The organism is Aeromonas sp., assembly GCF_050633025.1.
Classification (GTDB): domain Bacteria; phylum Pseudomonadota; class Gammaproteobacteria; order Enterobacterales; family Aeromonadaceae; genus Aeromonas.
Genome location: NZ_JBODRQ010000069.1, coordinates 1 through 19187, shown reverse-complemented (window position 1 = coordinate 19187; position 19187 = coordinate 1). Strand labels below are relative to the sequence as shown.

17 protein-coding genes are annotated in these 19187 nt (G+C 60.1%); 7 read left to right on the top strand and 10 right to left on the bottom strand.

Annotation, left to right across the window (positions count from 1 at the left end; translation table 11 throughout):
• Together glyS and glyQ are read right to left on the bottom strand one after the other, a co-directional pair.
• Nucleotides 1–1937 (bottom strand): glycine--tRNA ligase subunit beta (glyS, locus tag ACRAUW_RS10850; RefSeq protein WP_431362288.1); only part of this gene is annotated, 1937 nt, incomplete at its 3' end.
• Between the two features lie 9 nt (nt 1938–1946).
• Complete coding sequence (glyQ, locus tag ACRAUW_RS10845; RefSeq protein WP_005339464.1) at nt 1947–2870, bottom strand: glycine--tRNA ligase subunit alpha; 924 nt, start codon at nt 2868–2870, stop codon at nt 1947–1949.
• 222 nt (nt 2871–3092) lie between these two features.
• Here glyQ and ACRAUW_RS10840 point away from each other — a divergent pair, with 222 nt between their 5' ends.
• Together ACRAUW_RS10840 and ACRAUW_RS10835 are read left to right on the top strand one after the other, a co-directional pair.
• Nucleotides 3093–3665, top strand: coding sequence for a DNA-3-methyladenine glycosylase I (locus ACRAUW_RS10840; protein WP_005339466.1), 573 nt, complete (start codon nt 3093–3095; stop codon nt 3663–3665).
• A 129-nt stretch (nt 3666–3794) separates the two neighbouring features.
• Entirely contained in the window at nt 3795–4451 is a 657-nt protein-coding gene (locus tag ACRAUW_RS10835; protein WP_431362287.1) for an OmpA family lipoprotein, read from the top strand.
• A gap of 81 nt (nt 4452–4532) precedes the next feature.
• Here the strand turns inward: ACRAUW_RS10835 and ACRAUW_RS10830 are convergent, their stop codons facing one another.
• Both ACRAUW_RS10830 and tusA read right to left on the bottom strand, forming a co-directional pair.
• Nucleotides 4533–4880 (bottom strand): RidA family protein, encoded by a 348-nt coding sequence (locus tag ACRAUW_RS10830; RefSeq protein WP_005355943.1) that lies wholly within the window; start codon nt 4878–4880, stop codon nt 4533–4535.
• 21 nt (nt 4881–4901) lie between these two features.
• Nucleotides 4902–5147, bottom strand: coding sequence for a sulfurtransferase TusA (tusA, locus tag ACRAUW_RS10825; protein WP_042012116.1), 246 nt, complete (start codon nt 5145–5147; stop codon nt 4902–4904).
• A gap of 279 nt (nt 5148–5426) precedes the next feature.
• On the opposite strand from tusA, the gene ACRAUW_RS10820 reads away from it, so the two are divergent.
• Nucleotides 5427–5618 carry a hypothetical protein gene (locus tag ACRAUW_RS10820; protein ID WP_005339471.1) on the top strand — a complete coding sequence of 64 codons (192 nt, stop codon included), beginning with the start codon at nt 5427–5429 and terminating at the stop codon, nt 5616–5618.
• A gap of 75 nt (nt 5619–5693) precedes the next feature.
• Here the strand turns inward: ACRAUW_RS10820 and ACRAUW_RS10815 are convergent, their stop codons facing one another.
• The 6 genes from ACRAUW_RS10815 to ACRAUW_RS10790 all read right to left on the bottom strand — a co-directional run bounded on the left by ACRAUW_RS10815 (nt 5694) and on the right by ACRAUW_RS10790 (nt 14854).
• Nucleotides 5694–6932 (bottom strand): ABC transporter substrate-binding protein, encoded by a 1239-nt coding sequence (locus tag ACRAUW_RS10815; RefSeq protein WP_431362286.1) that lies wholly within the window; start codon nt 6930–6932, stop codon nt 5694–5696.
• A gap of 7 nt (nt 6933–6939) precedes the next feature.
• Entirely contained in the window at nt 6940–8382 is a 1443-nt protein-coding gene (locus tag ACRAUW_RS10810) for an ATP-binding protein (protein WP_431362285.1), read from the bottom strand.
• Entirely contained in the window at nt 8379–9101 is a 723-nt protein-coding gene (locus ACRAUW_RS10805; RefSeq protein WP_431362284.1) for a response regulator, read from the bottom strand. Before ACRAUW_RS10805 ends, ACRAUW_RS10810 begins: the two co-directional genes overlap by 4 nt.
• 278 nt (nt 9102–9379) lie before the next feature.
• Complete coding sequence (fadA, locus tag ACRAUW_RS10800; RefSeq protein WP_431362283.1) at nt 9380–10543, bottom strand: acetyl-CoA C-acyltransferase FadA; 1164 nt, start codon at nt 10541–10543, stop codon at nt 9380–9382.
• A gap of 21 nt (nt 10544–10564) precedes the next feature.
• Nucleotides 10565–12712, bottom strand: coding sequence for a fatty acid oxidation complex subunit alpha FadB (fadB, locus tag ACRAUW_RS10795; RefSeq protein WP_431362282.1), 2148 nt, complete (start codon nt 12710–12712; stop codon nt 10565–10567).
• A 204-nt stretch (nt 12713–12916) separates the two neighbouring features.
• Nucleotides 12917–14854, bottom strand: a complete 1938-nt coding sequence (locus ACRAUW_RS10790) for an acetoacetate--CoA ligase (protein WP_431362281.1) — start codon at nt 14852–14854, stop codon at nt 12917–12919.
• A gap of 191 nt (nt 14855–15045) precedes the next feature.
• On the opposite strand from ACRAUW_RS10790, the gene pepQ reads away from it, so the two are divergent.
• From pepQ to hemG, 4 genes are read left to right on the top strand one after another with little or no spacing between them, the layout of a single operon-like run.
• Nucleotides 15046–16368 carry a Xaa-Pro dipeptidase gene (pepQ, locus tag ACRAUW_RS10785; RefSeq protein WP_335866269.1) on the top strand — a complete coding sequence of 441 codons (1323 nt, stop codon included), beginning with the start codon at nt 15046–15048 and terminating at the stop codon, nt 16366–16368.
• Nucleotides 16368–16985: a YigZ family protein gene (locus ACRAUW_RS10780; RefSeq protein WP_431362280.1), complete on the top strand. Its 618-nt coding sequence runs from the start codon at nt 16368–16370 to the stop codon at nt 16983–16985. The genes pepQ and ACRAUW_RS10780 overlap by 1 nt, the downstream gene beginning before the upstream one ends.
• 36 nt (nt 16986–17021) lie before the next feature.
• Complete coding sequence (locus ACRAUW_RS10775; protein ID WP_431362279.1) at nt 17022–18479, top strand: TrkH family potassium uptake protein; 1458 nt, start codon at nt 17022–17024, stop codon at nt 18477–18479.
• A 7-nt stretch (nt 18480–18486) separates the two neighbouring features.
• Nucleotides 18487–19011, top strand: coding sequence for a menaquinone-dependent protoporphyrinogen IX dehydrogenase (hemG, locus tag ACRAUW_RS10770; RefSeq protein ID WP_431362278.1), 525 nt, complete (start codon nt 18487–18489; stop codon nt 19009–19011).
• Nucleotides 19012–19187: the final 176 nt, after the last annotated feature.

The following is a 19187-nucleotide window of genomic DNA, read 5'->3' as shown; positions in this document are numbered from 1 at the left end:
TCGCGCAGGGCGGCCAGACGGGTGAGGGCAGCCTGATAGTCACCGGCGGCGAACAGCGGGGCCAGTTCGGCTTGCAGTTCGGCAACCTGGGTGGCCAGCGCCTTCTCGGCGGCATCGACCAGCAGTTCCGGTTTGACGGTAGTGGGCAATGGAACCTCGACCTTGGCCAGAATGTTGCTCACGCGCTTGTTGGCGGCAGCCAGTGCCAGTGCGGCATCCAGGGTGCGGAAGTGGCTGACGGCTTTGACGCGACGATCGAAGTCGAGCGGACGGGTCGGGCGGCGGGCCAGTACGGCCAGCACCACGTCGGCACCGATGCCTTCGTCCTGATAGGCGGCGCGGAAGCGGCCCAGCATAAAGTCGACCACGTCGGTAACGACGGTTTGGTTGGTCAGCTTGTCGCCGTAGACGCGTACCGCTTCTTCAACCAGTTCAACCAGATCCAGATCCAGCTGCTTCTCGGTCATGATGCGCAGGGCACCGATGGCGGCGCGACGCAGGGCGAATGGGTCCTTGTCACCCTTCGGCAGCATGCCGATGCCGAAGATACCGGCCAGGGTGTCGAACTTGTCGGCCAGCGCGACGGCGCAGGCAACCAGACCGGACGGCAGGGCATCACCGGCAAAGCGCGGCATGTACTGCTCGTTGAGGGCCACGGCCACCGCTTCGTCTTCGCCATCGTGACGGGCGTAGTGCATCCCCATGACACCCTGGGTGTCGGTGAACTCGCCGACCATGTTGGTCATCAGGTCACACTTGGAGAGCAGACCGGCACGCTTGGCCTGAGCCACATCGGCACCGATACGCTCGGCGATAAAGCCGGCGACGGTCTCGATGCGCTCGACCTTGGCCTTGACTGTGCCCAGCTGTTGCTGGAACAGCACGGTTTCAAGGCGCGGCAGGCGGGAGGCCAGGGTCTGCTTGAGGTCAGTTTTGAAGAAGAACTCGGCGTCAGAGAGACGGGGGCGAACCACCTTCTCGTTGCCGCTGATGATCTGGCTCGGGTCTTTGGACTCGATGTTGGTGACGAAGATGAACTTCGGCAGCAGCTTGCCGTTCTTGTCGTAGACCGGGAAGTACTTCTGGTCACCCTTCATGGTGTGAACCAGCGCTTCAGCCGGAACGGCCAGGAACTTCTCTTCAAAGTTGGCGGTCAGCACCACCGGCCACTCGACCAGTGCGGTCACTTCTTCCAGCAGGGCGTCGTCCAGATCGGCCACGCCACCGAAGGCGGCAGCGGCCGCTTCGGCGTCAGCCTTGATCTTGGCCTTGCGCGCCATGAAGTCGGCAATCACCATGCCGCGCTCCTGCAGGATCTGCGGGTACTGGCTGGCGTTGTCGATGGTGAATTCGCTCTCGCCCATAAAGCGGTGGCCGCGAAGGGTGCGGGCAGAGTCGATACCCAGAATGTGAGCGGGAACCAGCTCGCCATCCAGCAGCAGGGTCACGGTGAAGACCGGACGCACGAACTGGATGGTCTTGTCGCCCCAGCGCATCATCTTCGGGATGGGTAGCTTGGCCAGTGCTTGGCTAACCAGCTCGCCCAGCAGATCTTTGGCCGGACGGCCTTCGACCTTGGCGGTGTGAACCAGCCACTCGCCCTTGTCGGTGACCAGACGCTCGGCCTGCTCAACGGTGATGCCGTTGCCACGGGCCCAGCCTTCGGCAGCCTTGGTCGGCTTGCCTTCGGCATCGAACGCCTGTGCCACGGCCGGGCCGCGCTTCTCGACGCTCTTGCTTGGCTGTTCGCCAGCCAGCTCGCTCACCTTCAGTGCCAGACGGCGCGGTGAGGCAAACCACTCGACGTCGCCAAAGGCCAGATCGGCCTTGGTCAGTTCGGCTTTGAAGTTGTCGGCAAAGGCTTCGGCCAGGGAGCGCAGGGCTTTGGGCGGCAGCTCAGCAGTACCGATCTCTACCAGAAATGTATGTTGTGCCATGTCCGTTCCTTAACCTTGCTTGTTCTCACTGCGCTGACACATAGGGAAGCCCAGCGCTTCGCGGGAGGCGTAGTATGCCTCTGCCACGGCCTTGGTCAGGGTGCGAATGCGCAGGATGTAGCGCTGACGCTCGGTGACCGAGATGGCCTTGCGGGCATCCAGCAGGTTGAAGGAGTGAGCGGCTTTGAGGATGCGCTCGTAGGCAGGCAGCGGCAGCGGTTTTTCCAGTGCCAGCAGGTTCTGGGCTTCCTTCTCGTACTGCTCGAAGCAGTGGAACAGGAACTCCACATCGGCGTGTTCGAAGTTGTAGGTGGATTGCTCCACTTCGTTCTGGTGGAACACGTCGCCGTAGGTGGTCTTGCCCAGCGGGCCGTCAGACCAGACCAGATCGTAGACGCTGTCCACGCCCTGAATGTACATGGCCAGACGCTCGAGACCGTAGGTGATCTCGCCGGTGACCGGCTTGCACTCGAGGCCGCCGACCTGCTGGAAGTAGGTGAACTGGGTCACTTCCATGCCGTTCAGCCACACTTCCCAACCCAGACCCCAGGCACCCAGAGTCGGGTTTTCCCAGTTGTCTTCCACGAAGCGGATGTCATGGATTTCAGGATCCATGCCCAGCTCTTTCAGGGAGCCCAGATAGAGTTCCTGAATGTTGTCGGGGGAAGGCTTGATGATCACCTGGAACTGGTAGTAGTGCTGCAGGCGGTTCGGGTTTTCACCGTAGCGGCCGTCAGTCGGACGGCGGGACGGTTGCACGTAAGCGCAGGCGATGGGCTCCGGGCCCAAGGCACGCAGACAGGTCATGGGGTGGGAAGTACCGGCACCCACTTCCATATCCAGCGGCTGAATGATGGTACAGCCCTGGCGGGACCAATAGTCCTGCAGCTGCAGGATCAGGCCCTGAAAGGTTTTGACATCGAATTTTTGCATAATTTTTTTCGCGCGAAGTGAAAATCAGAGCAAGATTTGCTGAATGTGAACCGAGGGAGTATACCGTCTGGCATGGTCGGATAATAGGCGAAATTGCAGCGGATTCGCGGGATGGTGCTGCGCTGTGGCTGGTCGGGTGGGATGTCCGGTATATGATGTGAGCAGTGCCGCCTGCAGAGTGGGCAGGGTCGGGGAAGCCGCTGAAATCATAAGGGAGAGAAAATGGAACTGCGCTGCGCCTGGGTGACCAAAGACCCGGAATACATTGAATACCATGACAAACAGTGGGGCAGGCCGGTCTATGACGCCCGCGAGCTGTTTGCCAAGCTCTGCCTCGACGGCCAGCAGGCGGGGCTGTCGTGGATCACCATCCTCAAGCGCACCGAGAGCTATTACCGCGCCTATGCGGACTTTGATCCGGTGCAGATTGCCCGCTTCGACGAGCAGGATGTGGAGCGGCTGATGCAGGACAGCGGCATTATCCGCAACCGGCTCAAGGTGCAGTCGATCATCAGAAATGCCCGCGCTTATCTGGCGTTGCAGGAGCAGGGGATCGACTTCGCCGACTACCTGTGGGGCTTTGTGGGCGGCGCCCCCATCGTCAACCAGCGCCAGGGCAACGGCGACATTCCTGCCACCTCGCCGGAGTCGGATGCCATGTCGAAAGCGCTCAAGAAGCTCGGCTTCAACTTCGTCGGCAGCACCATCTGTTACGCCTTTATGCAGGCGGTGGGGATGGTGAACGATCATCTGGTCAGCTGTCCCTGCCACGCCGAGTGTCAGTTACCGCGCTGATAGCCCGCCGATTGCCCAAAAAAACACCACACTCGCCATCTGTTCAGGCTTGCGTCAGACAATGGCGTGCCAGCGCGTTACAATCCGGCCCCCGGCATGGTGCCGGATTGTTTTCACAGAGGTTTTTTCATGCGAGCCAAGATCCTGGTGCCTGCTCTGGCACTGACCGTTGCCCTGAGCGGCTGTACCACCAACCCCTACACAGGTGAATCCCAGACCTCCAAAGGTGCCTGGGGCGCGCTGGCTGGCGCCGCTGCCGGTGCGGCCGTAGGTGCGCTCTCTTCCAGCAAGGGTGACCGCAAGAAGGGGATTCTGACCGGGGTGGCCGCTGGGGCTGCGCTGGGTGGCGGTATCGGCTACTACATGGACGTGCAGGAAGCCAAGCTGCGCGAGAAGCTGCAGGGCACTGGCGTCAGCGTGACCCGCAATGGCAATGAGCTGATCCTCAACATGCCGAACAACGTCACCTTCGACAGCTCCAGCTCCCAGCTGAAAGCGGCCGGTGCCAACACCCTCTCTGGCGTGGCCATGGTGGTTGCCGAGTTCGACAAGACCCGCCTGAACGTGGTCGGTCACACTGATAGCACTGGTTCCCGTGACCTGAACATGAAGCTCTCCCGCGATCGCGCCGATGCCGTTGCTGCCCAGTTGATCGGGCAGGGTGTGAGCGGCAGCCGTATCGCAATCCGTGGTGTAGGTCCGGATCAGCCGGTTGCTACCAACAGCACCGCCGCTGGCAAAGCCCAGAACCGCCGCGTGACCATTACCCTGACCCCGACCGCCTAAGTCGTTCAGGTTTCGGTAACGAAAAGGCCCCGCCAGTGATGGCGGGGCCTTTTGCTATCTCAAGCTCAAGCCGGGAAAGGCTTAGACAGCTGCAGTCAGCTGTACTTCGACCTTGTAGCCTTCGTGGGCCAGACGGGCCTGTACACAGGCTCTAACCGGTGCGGTGCCAGCCGGGATCCAGGCATCCCACTGCTCGTTGAAGGCGGCGATGTCCTGAATGTCTTTCAGATAGATATTGGCCATCAGGATCTTGTCGACGCCGGAGCCGTTGGCTTCCAGCAGGCGTTGCAGGCTGGCCAGCACTTCGCGGGTCTGCTGGTGGATGTCGGCCTCTTCGCTGACGGGCACTTCCACCACGTAGAGGGTGCCATTGTGGATGACCACGTCTGACCAACGCTGGGTGGTGCCGATTCGGGTAATGGTTGTCATGGAGTGCTCCGGCACGGGGGCTTATTGACCCTTGCGGATCAGATAGCGGTAGGGGGCCTGCTCTGTCTCGCTGGCGATCAGGGTGTGATCCATAAAGCGGCAGAAACTGGGGATGTCGCGGGTGGTTGAAGGATCATCGGCACTGACCAGCAGGGTCTCGCCATCAGCCATCAGCCGCACTTTCTTGCGAACCATCATAACGGGTTCTGGGCAACGCAGCCCGATTGCGTCCAACTCGTGGGTCGCATTGCAGAATAAATTACTCATTAAGAATCAACCTTCAGCCGCACTTTCTTGCGAGCTATCGTCACGGGTTCTGGGCAACGCAGCCCGATTGCGTCCAACTCGTGGGTTGCACCGCAGAATAAATCACTCATCTATTATCAACCTTCAACCTATTCGGCTGCCAATGATACTCAGGGCTAAAAAATAATCAAACAAACACCCCATCAACCAGCATATGTAACCGAAATGTTATTAAACCCTATCCAGCTTGCGCCGGACGAGTAATATAAAAATTGAACCATATTCAACAAGGAGGTGAATATGCAGGTCTCCTACGGCAGATTACAGGCCTATGCAGGCATGGGGTTTTTGTCCTTCGCCATGATAGTGATGGGCAGCCCGATCGGGAATACCGGTACCTGGTTCGGCTCCATGGTGATGGTCGGGTTGGGGCTCTGGATCGAGCTCAGCGATTACTATGACGAGGATGAGGACGAGAATGATCAATCCTGAATCGGATGACGATTCAACAACAAAGGCGGAGCAATTCCGCCTTTGTCATTTCTGCCGTTTGGCAATGTGCCCGGATCAGCGGGTCGATCGCATCGCTCGCTCCAGATGCAGCGCTGTCTGCTGCGGGTTGGCCTTGGGGTCGTTGAAGAAGTTGCTCAGCACATCGAGGATCGCCTGCCGCATATTGGTTGGCGTTGCCATCCCTTCCGCCATGCTGGGCAGCAGGTTGTCCTGCTTTTCCGCCAGCAGAAAATCCTGATAGGAGCGGACAGCGCAGCGGTCGAACTTGCTCATGTCGGGATTGGTCAGCGCCGGGATCGACCCCTTCACCCGATTGAACACCTCCTGGAATTTCGGCGTCATCAGCAGTTGGGCCAGATCCCCCTGCGCCTGCAGCTGGGCCGGATCCCGCTGTTTGAACATGGCGATGGAGTCGAGGTTGTAGCTGAACAGTCCGGCGCTGCCCGGGCTCGGCAGGCAGGCGATATCCTCACCCGGCCGGTAGTTGCCCGCGCTCAGTTCACCCTTCACCCAGTCCCCCATCACCTGCATGGCGGCGCCACCGTTCTCCAGCAGATTGGTGGCCTGATGCCACTTCAGACCGGCGTATTTTTGCGGCACATAGGCGCGCAGCTGCTGGAAGCGGGTCAGCACCCGCACCATGTCGGGGCCGGTCAGGGTGGCGCTGTCTTGCTCCACAAAGGCTTTGCGATAGAACTGCTTACCCCCTTCACCGAGCGCCACCGTTTCAAACAGGACGGCCAGCTGCCAGGGCTCGTTGCCGATGGCGAGCGGGGTGATGCCCCGTTTTTTAAGCTGGTCGGCGACGGTGACAAACTGGGCCCAGTCGGTGGGTGGAGTCAGCTTGTTGCGCTCGAAGATCTTGCGGTTGAGCCAGAGCCAGTTGACCCGATGGATGCCGGTCGGCACCGCCATCAGGGCGCCGTTCTGGCTGAGGGTGGCCCGCACCATGGGCGGCAGTTTGGGATACCAGCCGAGATGTTCGGCCATGGGGGTGAGATCGCGCAAAAAACCTAGTCCGGCCCACTCCTTGAGCTCATAGCCCTTGAGATGGGCCGCTTCGGGCGGGTTGGCGGCCAGTGCCCGGCTTTTCAGCACTGTCATGGCGCTCTTGCCGCCGCCACCCTGTACTGCGAAATCATTCCACTCGTTGCCTTTGGCGATCCACTCCGATTTGAGCACTTCGACCGCCTTCGCTTCGCCGCCGGAAGTCCACCAGTGCAGCACTTCCACCTGGGAGGCACAGACAGGACCGGAGAGCAGAACGAGCAGAGGTATAGGGAACCACTTCATAGGGGCGCTACCTTGGTAGGGAGAGTGTGGCTTGCAGACCACCTTGCGGACGGTTTTCCAGCACCAGATCGCCGCCGTGGGCGTGGGCTATGTTGCGGGCGATGCCAAGGCCGAGGCCGGTGCCGGCCTGATCGGTGCTGAGCCGGTAATAGGGTTCGAAGATGCGCTCGAACTGGTCATCCGGCAGGCCGGGGCCCTCATCCATGATGAAGAGGATCAGCATCTCCTCGTCATCCATGATGATGATGCGCACCTTCTGGCCATACTTGATGCCGTTGTCTACCAGATTGCCGATGCAGCGTTTGAGCGCCAGCAGCTTGCCGCGATAGGGCCACTTGCAGTGGCCTTCGATAGTTAGCCGCTCGTCGTGCAGGTTCATCGACTCCGCCATCTGCTCCAGCAGGGCGTTGATGTCGATCTCCTCGATGTTCTCGTGGATATCGGTCTCTTTGACCGTCTGCAGCGCCCCCTTCACCATCAGCTCCAGCTCATCGAGATCCTTGTTGAACTTGCCGATCTGTACCTCGTCGTCGAGCAGCTCAACCCGCAGCCGCAGTCGGGTAATGGGGGTCTTGAGGTCGTGGGAGATGGAGCTGAACAGCCGCTCTCTATCATCGATATAGCGCCGGATGCGGTGCTGCATGATGTTGAAGGCTCGGGTCGCTGCCACGATCTCGGAGGCGCCCTCTTCTTTGAGAGAAGGCTGGTCGATATCCTTGCCCAGATTCACCGCCGCCTTGGCCAGCCGGCGCAGCGGCCGGGTTTGCCAGCGCACCAGCATAAAGGTGAAGAAGCAGAGGAACACCGTCATCAGGGCGATGAAACGCACTTGGGTGCTCGGCATTACGGTGTCATCCAGCGTCATGTAGGGGGCGGGTAGCAGGGCCGCCAGATAGAGCCACTCCCCCTTTTCTATTTCGATCTGGGTCACCAGCACCGGCGGGTTGATGGGCTCGAGCGACAGGGTGTAGCGTGCCCAAGAGGAGGGGAGATCCGCCAGCAGGGTGTCGTTGTTGAAGACATGAAGATCTTCAGGCCGCGAGAAATCCACCTTGATCGCCATGGCATCGGAGAGCTTGCGGGTCAGTACCCCCTGTACTTCCTGCAGCACCAGCATCTTGCGCTCGCTGTCGGGGATGGCGCTGATGTGGATTTCCTCTTCGTTCAGCGAGACGAAGAAGCGGCTGCCACCCATGTTGCGCAGCTGATCCAGCGCGATATGGCGATACTGCAGTGGCAGGGATTTGAAGAAGCTGACAGTGGAAGCCGCCGAGAGCGCCAGGTTGCGGGTGGTGCTGATCATCCCCTCCAGCTCCCGCTTTTGGATCTGCTGCATCCAGATGCCGGTCAGAATGGTCTGGGAGAGCAGGATGGCCAGCAACAGCAGCAGGATCATCCGTGACAACAGGGAGCGGGGTACCAGCGCCCCCCAGGACCACTTGTTGCTCATGGCAGCTCGTGCACCTCGGCAATCAGCATGTAGCCGCTGCCGCGAATGGTCTTGATGATGCGCGGGCTCTTGCCGTTGTCACCCAGCTTCTGGCGCAGACGGCTGATCTGCACATCGATGCCGCGTTCCATCGGCAGGCTTTCTCGGCCGCGGGTGGCATCCGAGATGGTGTCGCGATCCAGCACCACGCCGGGCTGTTGCAGGAACATGCCGAGCAGCATGGCGTCGCTGCCGGAGAGATCCAGCAGGCTGCCATCGTCATGGGTCAGCTGGTGGCTCAGGGTGTCGAGGGTCCACTCGGCAAAACGCAGGCGGCGGCTCGGCTCTTTCTCTTTTTCCGGCTGGCGAAATTCGGCGCGGCGCAGCAGCGCCTTGATGCGGGCCTGCAGTTCGCGGGGGCTGAACGGCTTGGCGATATAGTCGTCGGCACCGAGTTCCAGGCCGATCACCCGATCCGCTTCGTCGGAGGCGGCAGTCAGCATGATGATGGGCACCTGGGAGTCACGACGGATCTGCTGGCAAAGGGTAAAACCGTCATCGCCGGGCATCATGATGTCCAGAATAATCAGGTCCGGGCTGTGCTGGGCGAGTTGCTGGCGCATCTCGTTGCCCTCCGCTGCCGTCAATACCTGAAAGCCCGCCCGGGTCAGGTACTCATTGAGCAGCTCGCGGATCTCTTGGTCGTCGTCGACGATCAGCAGTTGTTTGCTCATTGACATATGTATGTGCATCCACCCATTTTTTTGTGCAGATTGAACCTGTCGGGGGAGTAAAAAGCAAGCAAGCCCCCCATCTAATGTGAGGTTTAAGGCAATAACAGCCTATTGATAAGATTAAAACGAAAAAAGGCCGACCCAAACGGGGCGGCCAACAGACAGCTTCTGACCACTGACGAGCACCCCGTGTGGCGATCGTCACAGACTTGAAAAGGGGCCAGTCAGACTGGCCCCGAAAAGGGACAACTCTCAGTAGTGCATCCCGTCAATCCGGCTGGTTATCACACCCGTTCAAACACGGTGGCGATGCCCTGACCCAGACCGATACACATGGTGGCAACCCCTAGCGTGGCATCCTTCTCCTCCATCAGATTGATGAGGGTGGTGGAGATGCGCGCGCCGGAGCAGCCAAGCGGGTGACCCAGCGCAATGGCGCCGCCGTTCAGGTTTACCTTCTCGTCCACCAGATCCTGCAGACCCAGATCCTTCACGCAAGGCAGCGACTGGGCGGCAAACGCCTCGTTCAGCTCGAACAGGTCGATATCACCGACAGTCAGGCCGGCACGCTTGAGCGCCTTCTGGGTCGCCGGTACCGGGCCGTAACCCATGATGGCGGCATCACAGCCAGCGATGGCCATGGCACGTACCTTGGCGCGCGGCGTGAGGCCGAGGGCCTTGGCGCGATCTGCACTCATCACCAGCATGGCGGCGGCGCCATCGGACAGGGCCGAGGAGCTGCCGGCGGTGACGGTACCGTTGACCGGATCAAACACCGGCCGCAGTTGGCTCAGGGTTTCGACCGTGGTCTCCGGGCGGATCACTTCGTCGTAGTCGTAGAAGAAGCGGGCGCCGCTGGCGTCATGGCCTTCCAGCCCGACGATCTCCTTGGCAAAGCGCCCTTCCACGGTCGCAGCATGGGAGCGGCGATGGGAGCGGGCGGCAAACTCGTCCTGCTGCTGACGGCTGATGCCGTGCAGCTTGCCGAGCATCTCGGCGGTCAGCCCCATCATGCCGGAGGCTTTCGCCACCGACTTGGCCATGCCGGGATGGAAGTCCACACCGTGGCTCATCGGTACATGACCCATGTGCTCGACGCCGCCGATGATGAAGATATCCCCGTCCCCCACCTGAATGGCGCGGGAGGCGTCGTGCAGTGCCTGCATGCTGGAGCCACACAGGCGGTTGACGGTGACCGCCCCCACCTGCTTGGGAATACCCGCCAGCAGTGCGGCGTTGCGGGCGATGTTGAAGCCCTGCTCCAGGGTCTGCTGCACGCAGCCCCAGTAGATATCCTCGATCTCGTTCGGGTCGAGGTTGGGGTTGCGCAGCAGGATGGATTTCAGCAGGTGCGCGGACAGATCTTCTGCACGCACGTTGCGGAAGGCGCCGCCCTTGGACCGGCCCATCGGGGTCCGGATACAGTCGACAATGACTACGTCTTTCATGAATGGATCTCCTTTCCGCAATCAGTAGAAGGTTTTGCCTTGGGCGGCCATCTCGCGCAGCTTGTCGCTGACGCGGTAGAGCGGGCCCAAGTCGGCATACTGGTCGGCCATGGCCACGTAGCGATCCAGACCAATGGTGTCCAGATAGCGGAACACGCCGCCGCGGAAGGGAGGGAAGCCCAGACCGTAGACCAGTGCGATGTCGGCTTCGGCTGGCGTGGCGACAATGCCCTCTTCCAGACAGAGCACCACCTCGTTGATCATCGGGATCATCATGCGGGCGATGATGGCGTCCTTGTCGAAATCCTGTTTCGGCTTGGCAATGGGGGCCAGCAGCTCGTAGCTAGCTGCGTCGGCCACCTTCTTCGGTTTGCCCTTCTTGTCCTGCTCGTAGGCGTAGAAGCCCTTGCCGTTCTTCTGACCGAAGCGGTTCACTTCGTACATCACGTCGATGGCGGTGCGACCTTCCTTGCTCATGCGTGCCGGGAAGCCCTGCGCCATCACGTCACCGGCATGGTGACCGGTGTCGATGCCGACCACGTCCAGCAGGTAGGCGGGGCCCATCGGCCAGCCAAACTCTTTCTCCATTACCTTGTCGACGGCAGCGAAGTCGGCGCCATCGGCAACCAGCTTGTTGAAGCCGAAGAAGTAGGGGAACAGCACCCGGTTGACGAAGAAGCCCGGGCAGTCGTTGACCACCACCGGGGACTTGCCCATGGCGGCGGCATAGGCCACCACGCGGTTGATGGTTTCATCGGATGTCTGCTCGCCGCGGATGATCTCCACCAGTGGCATGCGGTGCACCGGATTGAAGAAGTGCATGCCGCAGAAGTTCTGCGGGCGCTTCAGCCCCTTGGCCAGCAGGGAGATGGGGATGGTGGAGGTGTTGCTGGCGAGCACGGCGTCTTCGCCAATGATCCCTTCCACTTCGCCCAGTACGGCGGCTTTCACCTTGGGATTCTCGACCACGGCTTCGACCACCACATCCACATGCTTGACGTTGTCATAGCTGAGGGTCGGGGTAATGGCAGAGAGTACCTGGCCCATCTTGATGCCGTCGATGCGGCCCTTTTCGAGCTGGCCGTTGAGCAGCTTGGTGGCTTCGCCCATGCCAAGTGCCAGTGCCTTCTCGTTGATATCCTTCATCACCGCCGGAATGCCCTTGCTGGCAGACTGGTAGGCGATGCCGCCACCCATGATGCCGGCACCCAATACGGCGGCGTGGCCAGTGGCCTTGCTCGCCTGTTTGGCCGCCTTCTTGGCCAGCGCCTTGATGTGCTGATCATTCAGGAAGATCCCGACCAGCGCCTTGGCGACATCGGTCTTGGCCAGCTTGATAAAGCCCTGTGCCTCAACGACCAGCGCTTCGTCACGGCCCATGCCAGCAGCGGCTTCGACGGTTTTCACTGCTGTCATCGGCGCCGGATAGTGTTTACCCGCCACGGCGGCAACCATGCCGGCGGCGGTGGTGAAGCTCATCATGGCTTCCAGTTTGGAGAGGCGCAGCGGCGCTTTCTTGGCGGCGCGACGGCTCTGCCAGTCCAGTTTGCCCGCGATGGCGTCCTTGATCATCTGCAGCGCAGCGCTCTGCAGCGTGTCAGGGGCTACTACGGCGTCGATGGCACCCACCTTGAGGGCTTCATCGGCACGGTAATCCATGCCGGTGGTGATCCACTCGAGCGCGTTGTCGGCGCCGATCACTCGCGGCAGACGGACTGTGCCGCCAAAGCCCGGCATGATGCCGAGTTTGGTCTCGGGCAGGCCGATTTTGGCGGTGGTGTCGGCCAGACGGAAGTCAGTGGAGAGGATGGTCTCGCAGCCGCCGCCCAGAGCGTGGCCCTTGATGGCAGAGAGGGTCGGAACCGGCAGGTCTTCGATGGCATTGAAGATGTCGTTGGCCTTTTTCAGCCAGCCGAGCAGATCTTCTTGCGGCAGATCGAACAGTTCCAGGAATTCGGTAATGTCGGCACCGACGATAAAGGCGTCTTTGCCGGAGGTGAGGATCAGACCCTTCAAATCGGCTTGTTGCTGTAATGCGGCGATCGCTTCGCTCAGGGAGAGCAGGGTAGCGCGATCCAGCTTGTTGACTGAACCCGGGGCATCAAACCTCAGCTCGGCGATGCCGTTTTCGAGGTAGCTGACCGACAGGGTTTCGCCTTGGTAGATCATGAGAGTGTCTCCTTGTTCCCACTCAGTGGGGAGTGGTGCTCCTTAATCCCCAGCAGGGGGCGAGGCTCACTATTGATCCAAAAGGAGACATTTTCAACACCTATTTAAAACATTTGTTTAACAGATCTCGAGTAAAAGCTCTTCATCACAGAACAGGTACAAGAGAGGCGCCTTGCGGCGCCCCGGATGGATGTGAGTTTGTTATCAACTGGCCAGTTCCGGCCGGTTTCGATACTGGTTCAGCACCTCGGGATCGGCGAGGGCATGAGTATTGTTGACGGGTCTGTTGTGTACCACTTCCCGCACCGCCAGTTCGACGATCTTGCCGGACTTGGTACGGGGGATGGCATCCACCTGCAGGATGCGGGCGGGCACGTGGCGGGCGGTGCAGTGCTGCTTTATTTGCTGGCGGATCCGCTCGCGCAGCGGCTCATCCAGCTTGCAACCCGCCTTGAGCTTGACGAACAGCACCACCCGCTCGTCCTGCTGCCACTGCTGGCCGATGACGATGCTCTCCTCCACCTCGTCCAGCTGCTCGACATAGCGGTAGATCTCGCTGGTGCCGATGCGCACGCCGCCCGGGTTGAGGGTGGCGTCGGAGCGGCCGTAGAACAGAATGCCGCCGGTCGGGGTCAGCTCGATCCAGTCGCCGTGGCACCAGATGTTGTCGAACCGTTCGAAGTAGGCGGCATGGTACTTGTCGCCATTCTCGTCGCCCCAGAAGTAGATGGGCTGGGCCGGGAACGGCTTGGTGCAGACCAGCTCGCCCTTCTCCCCCTGCACCGGCTGGCCCGCCTCGCTGAATACCTGCACCGCGAGACCGAGGCCGCGTCCTTGGCTCTCGCCGCGATAGACCGGGCTGAGCGGATTGCCGATGACGAAGCAGGAGCAGATATCGGTGCCACCTGAGATGGAGCTGAGTTGCACATCCTGCTTGATCTGCTGATAGACGTAGTCGAACCCCTCCTGCGATAGCACTGAGCCAGTGCTGCAGATCAGCCGCAAGTGCGGCAAATCGTGGCTGTTGATGGGGGCGTAGCCCTGCTTGTGCAGCGCATCAAGATATTTGGCCGAGGTACCGAACAAGCTGACCTGCTCGTCACGGGCGAGATCCCACAGCACATTGCCATCCGGGTAAAACGGCGAGCCGTCATAGAGCACCAGAGTTGCGCCGGAGGCGAGGGCGCTCACCAGCCAGTTCCACATCATCCAGCCGCAGGTGGTGAAGTAGAAGATCCGCTCCCCCGGCTTGATGTCGCAGTGCAGCTGGTGCTCTTTCAGGTGTTGCAGCAGGGTGCCGCCGATGCCGTGCACGATGCACTTGGGTTTGCCGGTGGTGCCGGAGGAGTAGAGGATGTAGAGCGGGTCGTTGAAAGCCATCGGCTCGAACTGGAGGCTGGCGTCCGGCTGGCTCGTCAGCACTTGCTGCCAGTCGTGACCTAGCTGCAACGGGTTGCCGAGCAGGGGGATCATCACCGTCTGCTCTATGCTGTCGATCTGGCTGACGACCCTTGCCACGTTGTTCTGAATATCGATGGCCTTGCCGTTGTAGCGATAACCATCCACAGCAAACAGCACTCGCGGCCGGGTCTGGCCGAAGCGCTCCACCACGCTGGCCTCGCCAAAGTCGGGACTGGTGGAGGTCCAGATTGCCCCCAGACTGGTGGTTGCCAGCATGGCAACCACGGTTTCCGGAATATTGGGCAGATAGGCGGCGACCACATCGCCACGACCAATCCCCTGATGGCGCAGCCACTGCGCCAGCCGGGCAACCTGTTCCCCCAACTCACCCCAGCTCAGAGTGCGGCTTGGGCTACCTTCGATGCGGGAGATGATGGCCGGGCTCTCGTCCTGGCGGCGCAGCAGGTTTTCGGCGAAGTTGAGGCGGCTGTCGGGGAACCAACGGGTGCGCTGCATATCCTGACGGTTCTCCGCCACTATGTTGCCGAGTTCGCCCTTGACGCCGCAGTGCTGCCATACCAGCGGCCAGAAACGGGTGGTCTTCTCCACCGACCATTGGTAAAGCTGCGGGTAATTCTGCAACTGCAAGCCGTGGAAACGGTTCACCTCCGCCATAAAACGGTAGAGGTTGGATTGCTGCATCCCGAGCGGATCCGGTTGCCACAGGCAGAGGTTGTCCATGAGTAATCCCTGACTTCATGTATCTACCGGCAGTGTATTGAATTGTTTTTGATTTGTTAATAATTGGTTTTGTGTTGATAACAAACACGTTTGTAACGTATGCGTTACCTCACGAAGCGGCAGCTTGATGGGTCGAGCCGCCAAGCGCTTGATGTTATGCTGCAATCACATTCACCTCGGAGCAGGACGCCATGAGCAGCTACAGCCAACTTTTTGCCCAGCACCTCGATACCTTGCAGCAGCGCACCCGCGACATTCTGCAACAACAGGGGCTCAGCGGACTGGCCATCCACTCCGGCCAGACCCACCGCATCTTCCTGGATGATCAGGATTACCCGTTCAAGGTAAACCCTCACTTCAAGGCCTGGTTGCCGGTGCTGGACAATCCCCACTGCTGGCTGCTGGTGGACGGGGTGAACAAACCGGTATTGCTGTTCTACCGTCCGGTCGATTTCTGGCACAAGGTGGCGGATCTGCCCAATGCCTTCTGGGTCGAGTTCTTTGATATCCGTTTCCTGACGAGGCCGGAGCAGGTGGCCGACCATCTGCCTGCCAACAAGCAGGAGTGGGCCTACCTGGGCGGTCATCTGGAGGTGGCCGAGCTGCTGGGGCTGACCCAGCCCAATCCCGAGGCTGTGCTCAACTACCTGCACTATCACCGCGCCTACAAGACCCCCTACGAGCTGGAGTGTCTGCGCGAGGCGAATCGCATCGGTGTCCGTGGCCATATCGCCGCCAAGGACTCCTTTATGGCGGGGGCAAGTGAGTTCGAGATTAATCTGGCCTACATGAAGGCGGTCGGGCAGGGGGCCAATGAGGCGCCCTACGGCAATATCGTCGCCATCAACCGCAATGCGGCCATCCTTCACTACACCCACTTGTCTGCCTTGCGGGTGCCCGATGCGGAGCGCCACTCTTTCCTGATCGATGCCGGTGTCGATTTTCACGGTTATGCCTCCGATATCACCCGTACCTGGGCGTGGCGTCGTGGCGAGTTTGCCGATCTGATTGCTGCCCTCGACGAGCAGCAGCAGGAGATCATCAAGGAGATCAAACCGGGACGCCGCTACAGCGAGCTGCACCTGCAGATGCACCACAAGTTGGCGCGCCTGCTGCAAGCCACCGAGCTGGTGGATATGTCGGTAGACGAGATGATCAACACCGGGGTGACCAACGTCTTCTTCCCTCACGGCCTCGGCCACTTCCTCGGTTTGCAGGTACACGATGCGGGCGGTTTCATGCAGGATGAGCGCGGCACCCATCTGGCGGCGCCCGAGCTGTTCCCCTATCTGCGCTGCACCCGGGTGATGGAGGTGGATCAGGTGTTCACCATCGAACCGGGTCTCTACTTCATCGACAGTTTGCTGGAGCCGCTGCGTCAGGGCGAACAGGGCAAACGGGTCAACTGGAACAAGGTAGAAGCACTGCGGCCGTTTGGCGGCATCCGCATCGAAGACAACATAGTGCTGCACGCCAACGGGGTGGAGAACATGACCAGACAAGCAGGGCTCTGATGGCGGCAGCGTACTCCATTCCGGCCGCTTCATTGGAGCTCAGCGAAGAGATCAAGAAGAGTCGCTTCATTACCCTGATCGCCCACACCCCGACCGTCGAGGCGGCCAAGGGGTGGGTCAACGAGATCAAGCGCCAACATCCGGCCGCTCGTCACCACTGCTGGGCCTTTGTGGCGGGCGCGCCGCAAGATAGCCAGGTTTACGGCTTCAGCGATGATGGCGAACCGTCCGGTACCGCGGGCAAGCCGATTCTGGCCCAGCTAATGGGTTCGGGGATCGGTGAAATCTGTGCCGTGGTGGTGCGTTACTACGGCGGCATCCAGCTTGGCACCGGTGGACTGGTCAAAGCCTATGGGGGCGGCGTCGGTGCCGCCCTCAAGCAGCTGCCTACCCTGCTCAAGGTGCCGCGCACACCCTCTCTCATTCACTGCGATTACGGTGACATGGGGGCGGTCGAGTCGCTGATCAGCAGCCATAATGGTGAATTGCTGGCGGCCGATTACGGTCAGCAGGTCACCTTGCAGGTGGCGTGGGAGTCCTCGGTTTGGGCTCAGGTGGACCGTGAATTGACCGACCGGACTCATGGGCGGGTATCCCTCAGCCCCTTAGATGGCTAGAATCCATCGCTCTTTAATTGGGGAAAGGGAGCTGTAATGCACATTCTGAGCATTATTCGCATTGTTGGCCTGCTGGTTGCGCTGTTCAGCTCGACTATGCTGTTGCCTGCACTGGTGGCCTTTGGCTATCGGGATGGTGGTGGTGCCGAGTTCATCAACTCCTTTTTTATTGCCCTGCTACTCGGTGTGGTGCTCTGGTTTCCCAACCGCTATCACAAGAAGGAGATGCGCTCGAAAGAGGGCTTTCTGATTGTGGTGCTGTTCTGGACCGTGCTGGGCAGTGTGGGGGCTGTGCCCTTTATCATGAGCGACGTGCCGGACATGTCGGTGTCGGAAGCCTTCTTCGAATCTTTCTCCGGCCTGACCACCACGGGGGCAACGGTACTGACCGGGCTAGATAATCTGCCCAAGGCGTTTCTGTTCTACCGCCAGCTGCTGCAGTGGCTCGGCGGGATGGGGATCATCGTACTGGCGGTGGCCATTCTGCCGCTGCTTGGCATCGGTGGCATGCAGCTCTATCGGGCCGAGATCCCGGGGCCGGTGAAGGATACCAAGGTGACGCCGCGCATCGCCGAAACGGCCAAGGCGCTCTGGTTCATCTATCTGCTGCTGACCGCGCTCTGTGCGCTGGCCTACTGGCTCGCCGGAATGACGCTGTTCGATGCGGTCTGCCATTCGTTCTCGACTCTGTCGGTCGGTGGCTTCTCCACTCACGATGCCAGCATCGGTTTCTTCAACAGTCCGGTCATCAACCTGATTACCGTGGTGTTCCTGCTGCTGGCCAGCGTGAACTTTGCGCTCCACTTTACCGTCTTCTCTCACCGCCCGGTGCGGCTCGGTCGCTACCTTTACGATTCTGAACTCAAGGTGTTTCTGGCCATCCAGGCGACCCTGGTGATGATCTGCTTTGTCGCCTTGCTGACCCACGGACACTACGCCACCTGGCAAGAGGCGCTCAACCATGGCCTTTTCCAAGCGGTCTCTCTGGGTACCACCACCGGCTATAGCACCACTACCTATGCCGATTGGCCCTCGTTCCTGCCCATGCTGCTGATGTTCTCCGCCTTTATTGGCTGTTGTGCAGGCAGTACCGGCGGCGGTATCAAGGTGATGCGTTTCATGATCCTGTTCATGCAGGGGATGCGCGAGTTGAAGCGGTTGGTTCACCCCAGAGCTATCTATACCTTGAAGCTGGGGAATCGGGCGGTGCCCGAGCGCATCGTCGAGGCGGTGTGGGGCTACTTCGCCACCTATATTATTCTCTTCTTTATATTCATGCTGCTGTTGCTGATGACGGGGCTGAACGAAGTGACCGCATTCACCGCTGTGGCTGCGGCTTTCACCAACGTCGGCCCAGGTTTGGGAGAGGTATCAGCCAACTTCGGCAATATCTCGCCGGCGGCCCAGTGGGTACTGGTGTTGGCTATGTTGTTTGGTCGATTGGAAATTTTTACGCTTCTGGTACTGTTTACTCCTGCATTCTGGCGTAGTTGAGGTTGTTATGGACAAGATTCTGGTGCTTTATTCCTCTCGGGATGGCCAAACCCGCAAAATTATAGATGTCATGCTGGAGCAGATGCCGGGATGCGAAGTGGTGATGCACGACCTGCACACCCTGCCCAAGTGCAATCTCAGCAAGTACAAGAAGGTGTTGATCGGCGCCTCTATCCGCTATGGCAACTTCCACCCCAGCCTGCTCAGTTTTATTCATGCCCACCATGAGCAGCTGGAAGTGGCCAATGCCGCCTTCTTCTGCGTCAACCTGACCGCTCGCAAGCCCGAGAAGCAGACACCGCAGACCAATGCCTATATGAAGAAGTTCCTGCGCCTCTCTCCCTGGAAGCCGAAAACCCTGGGTGTGTTTGCCGGTGCGCTGCAGTACTCCCGATACAACTGGTGGCAGACTCGCATCATCCAGCTGATTATGAAGATCACCGGTGGCAGCACTGATACCAGCAAGGACCTTGAATTTACCGATTGGGAAAAGGTGCGCAGCTTCGCACGCGAATTCTGGTCAAAAAGATAGCAGAGTGATGTGAATACAGGGTTTATTGCCCGAAACAGCCCCGCCGACGCGGGGCTTTTGTTTAATAAAACAACGGTTGAACCGGAAAACTGTAAAAAGTGCTATTTTTTGCAGTTTTCCTCTTGTCATCCCGGCGCGGCTCCCTATAATGCGCCCCTACCAGCACGGCGGAACAC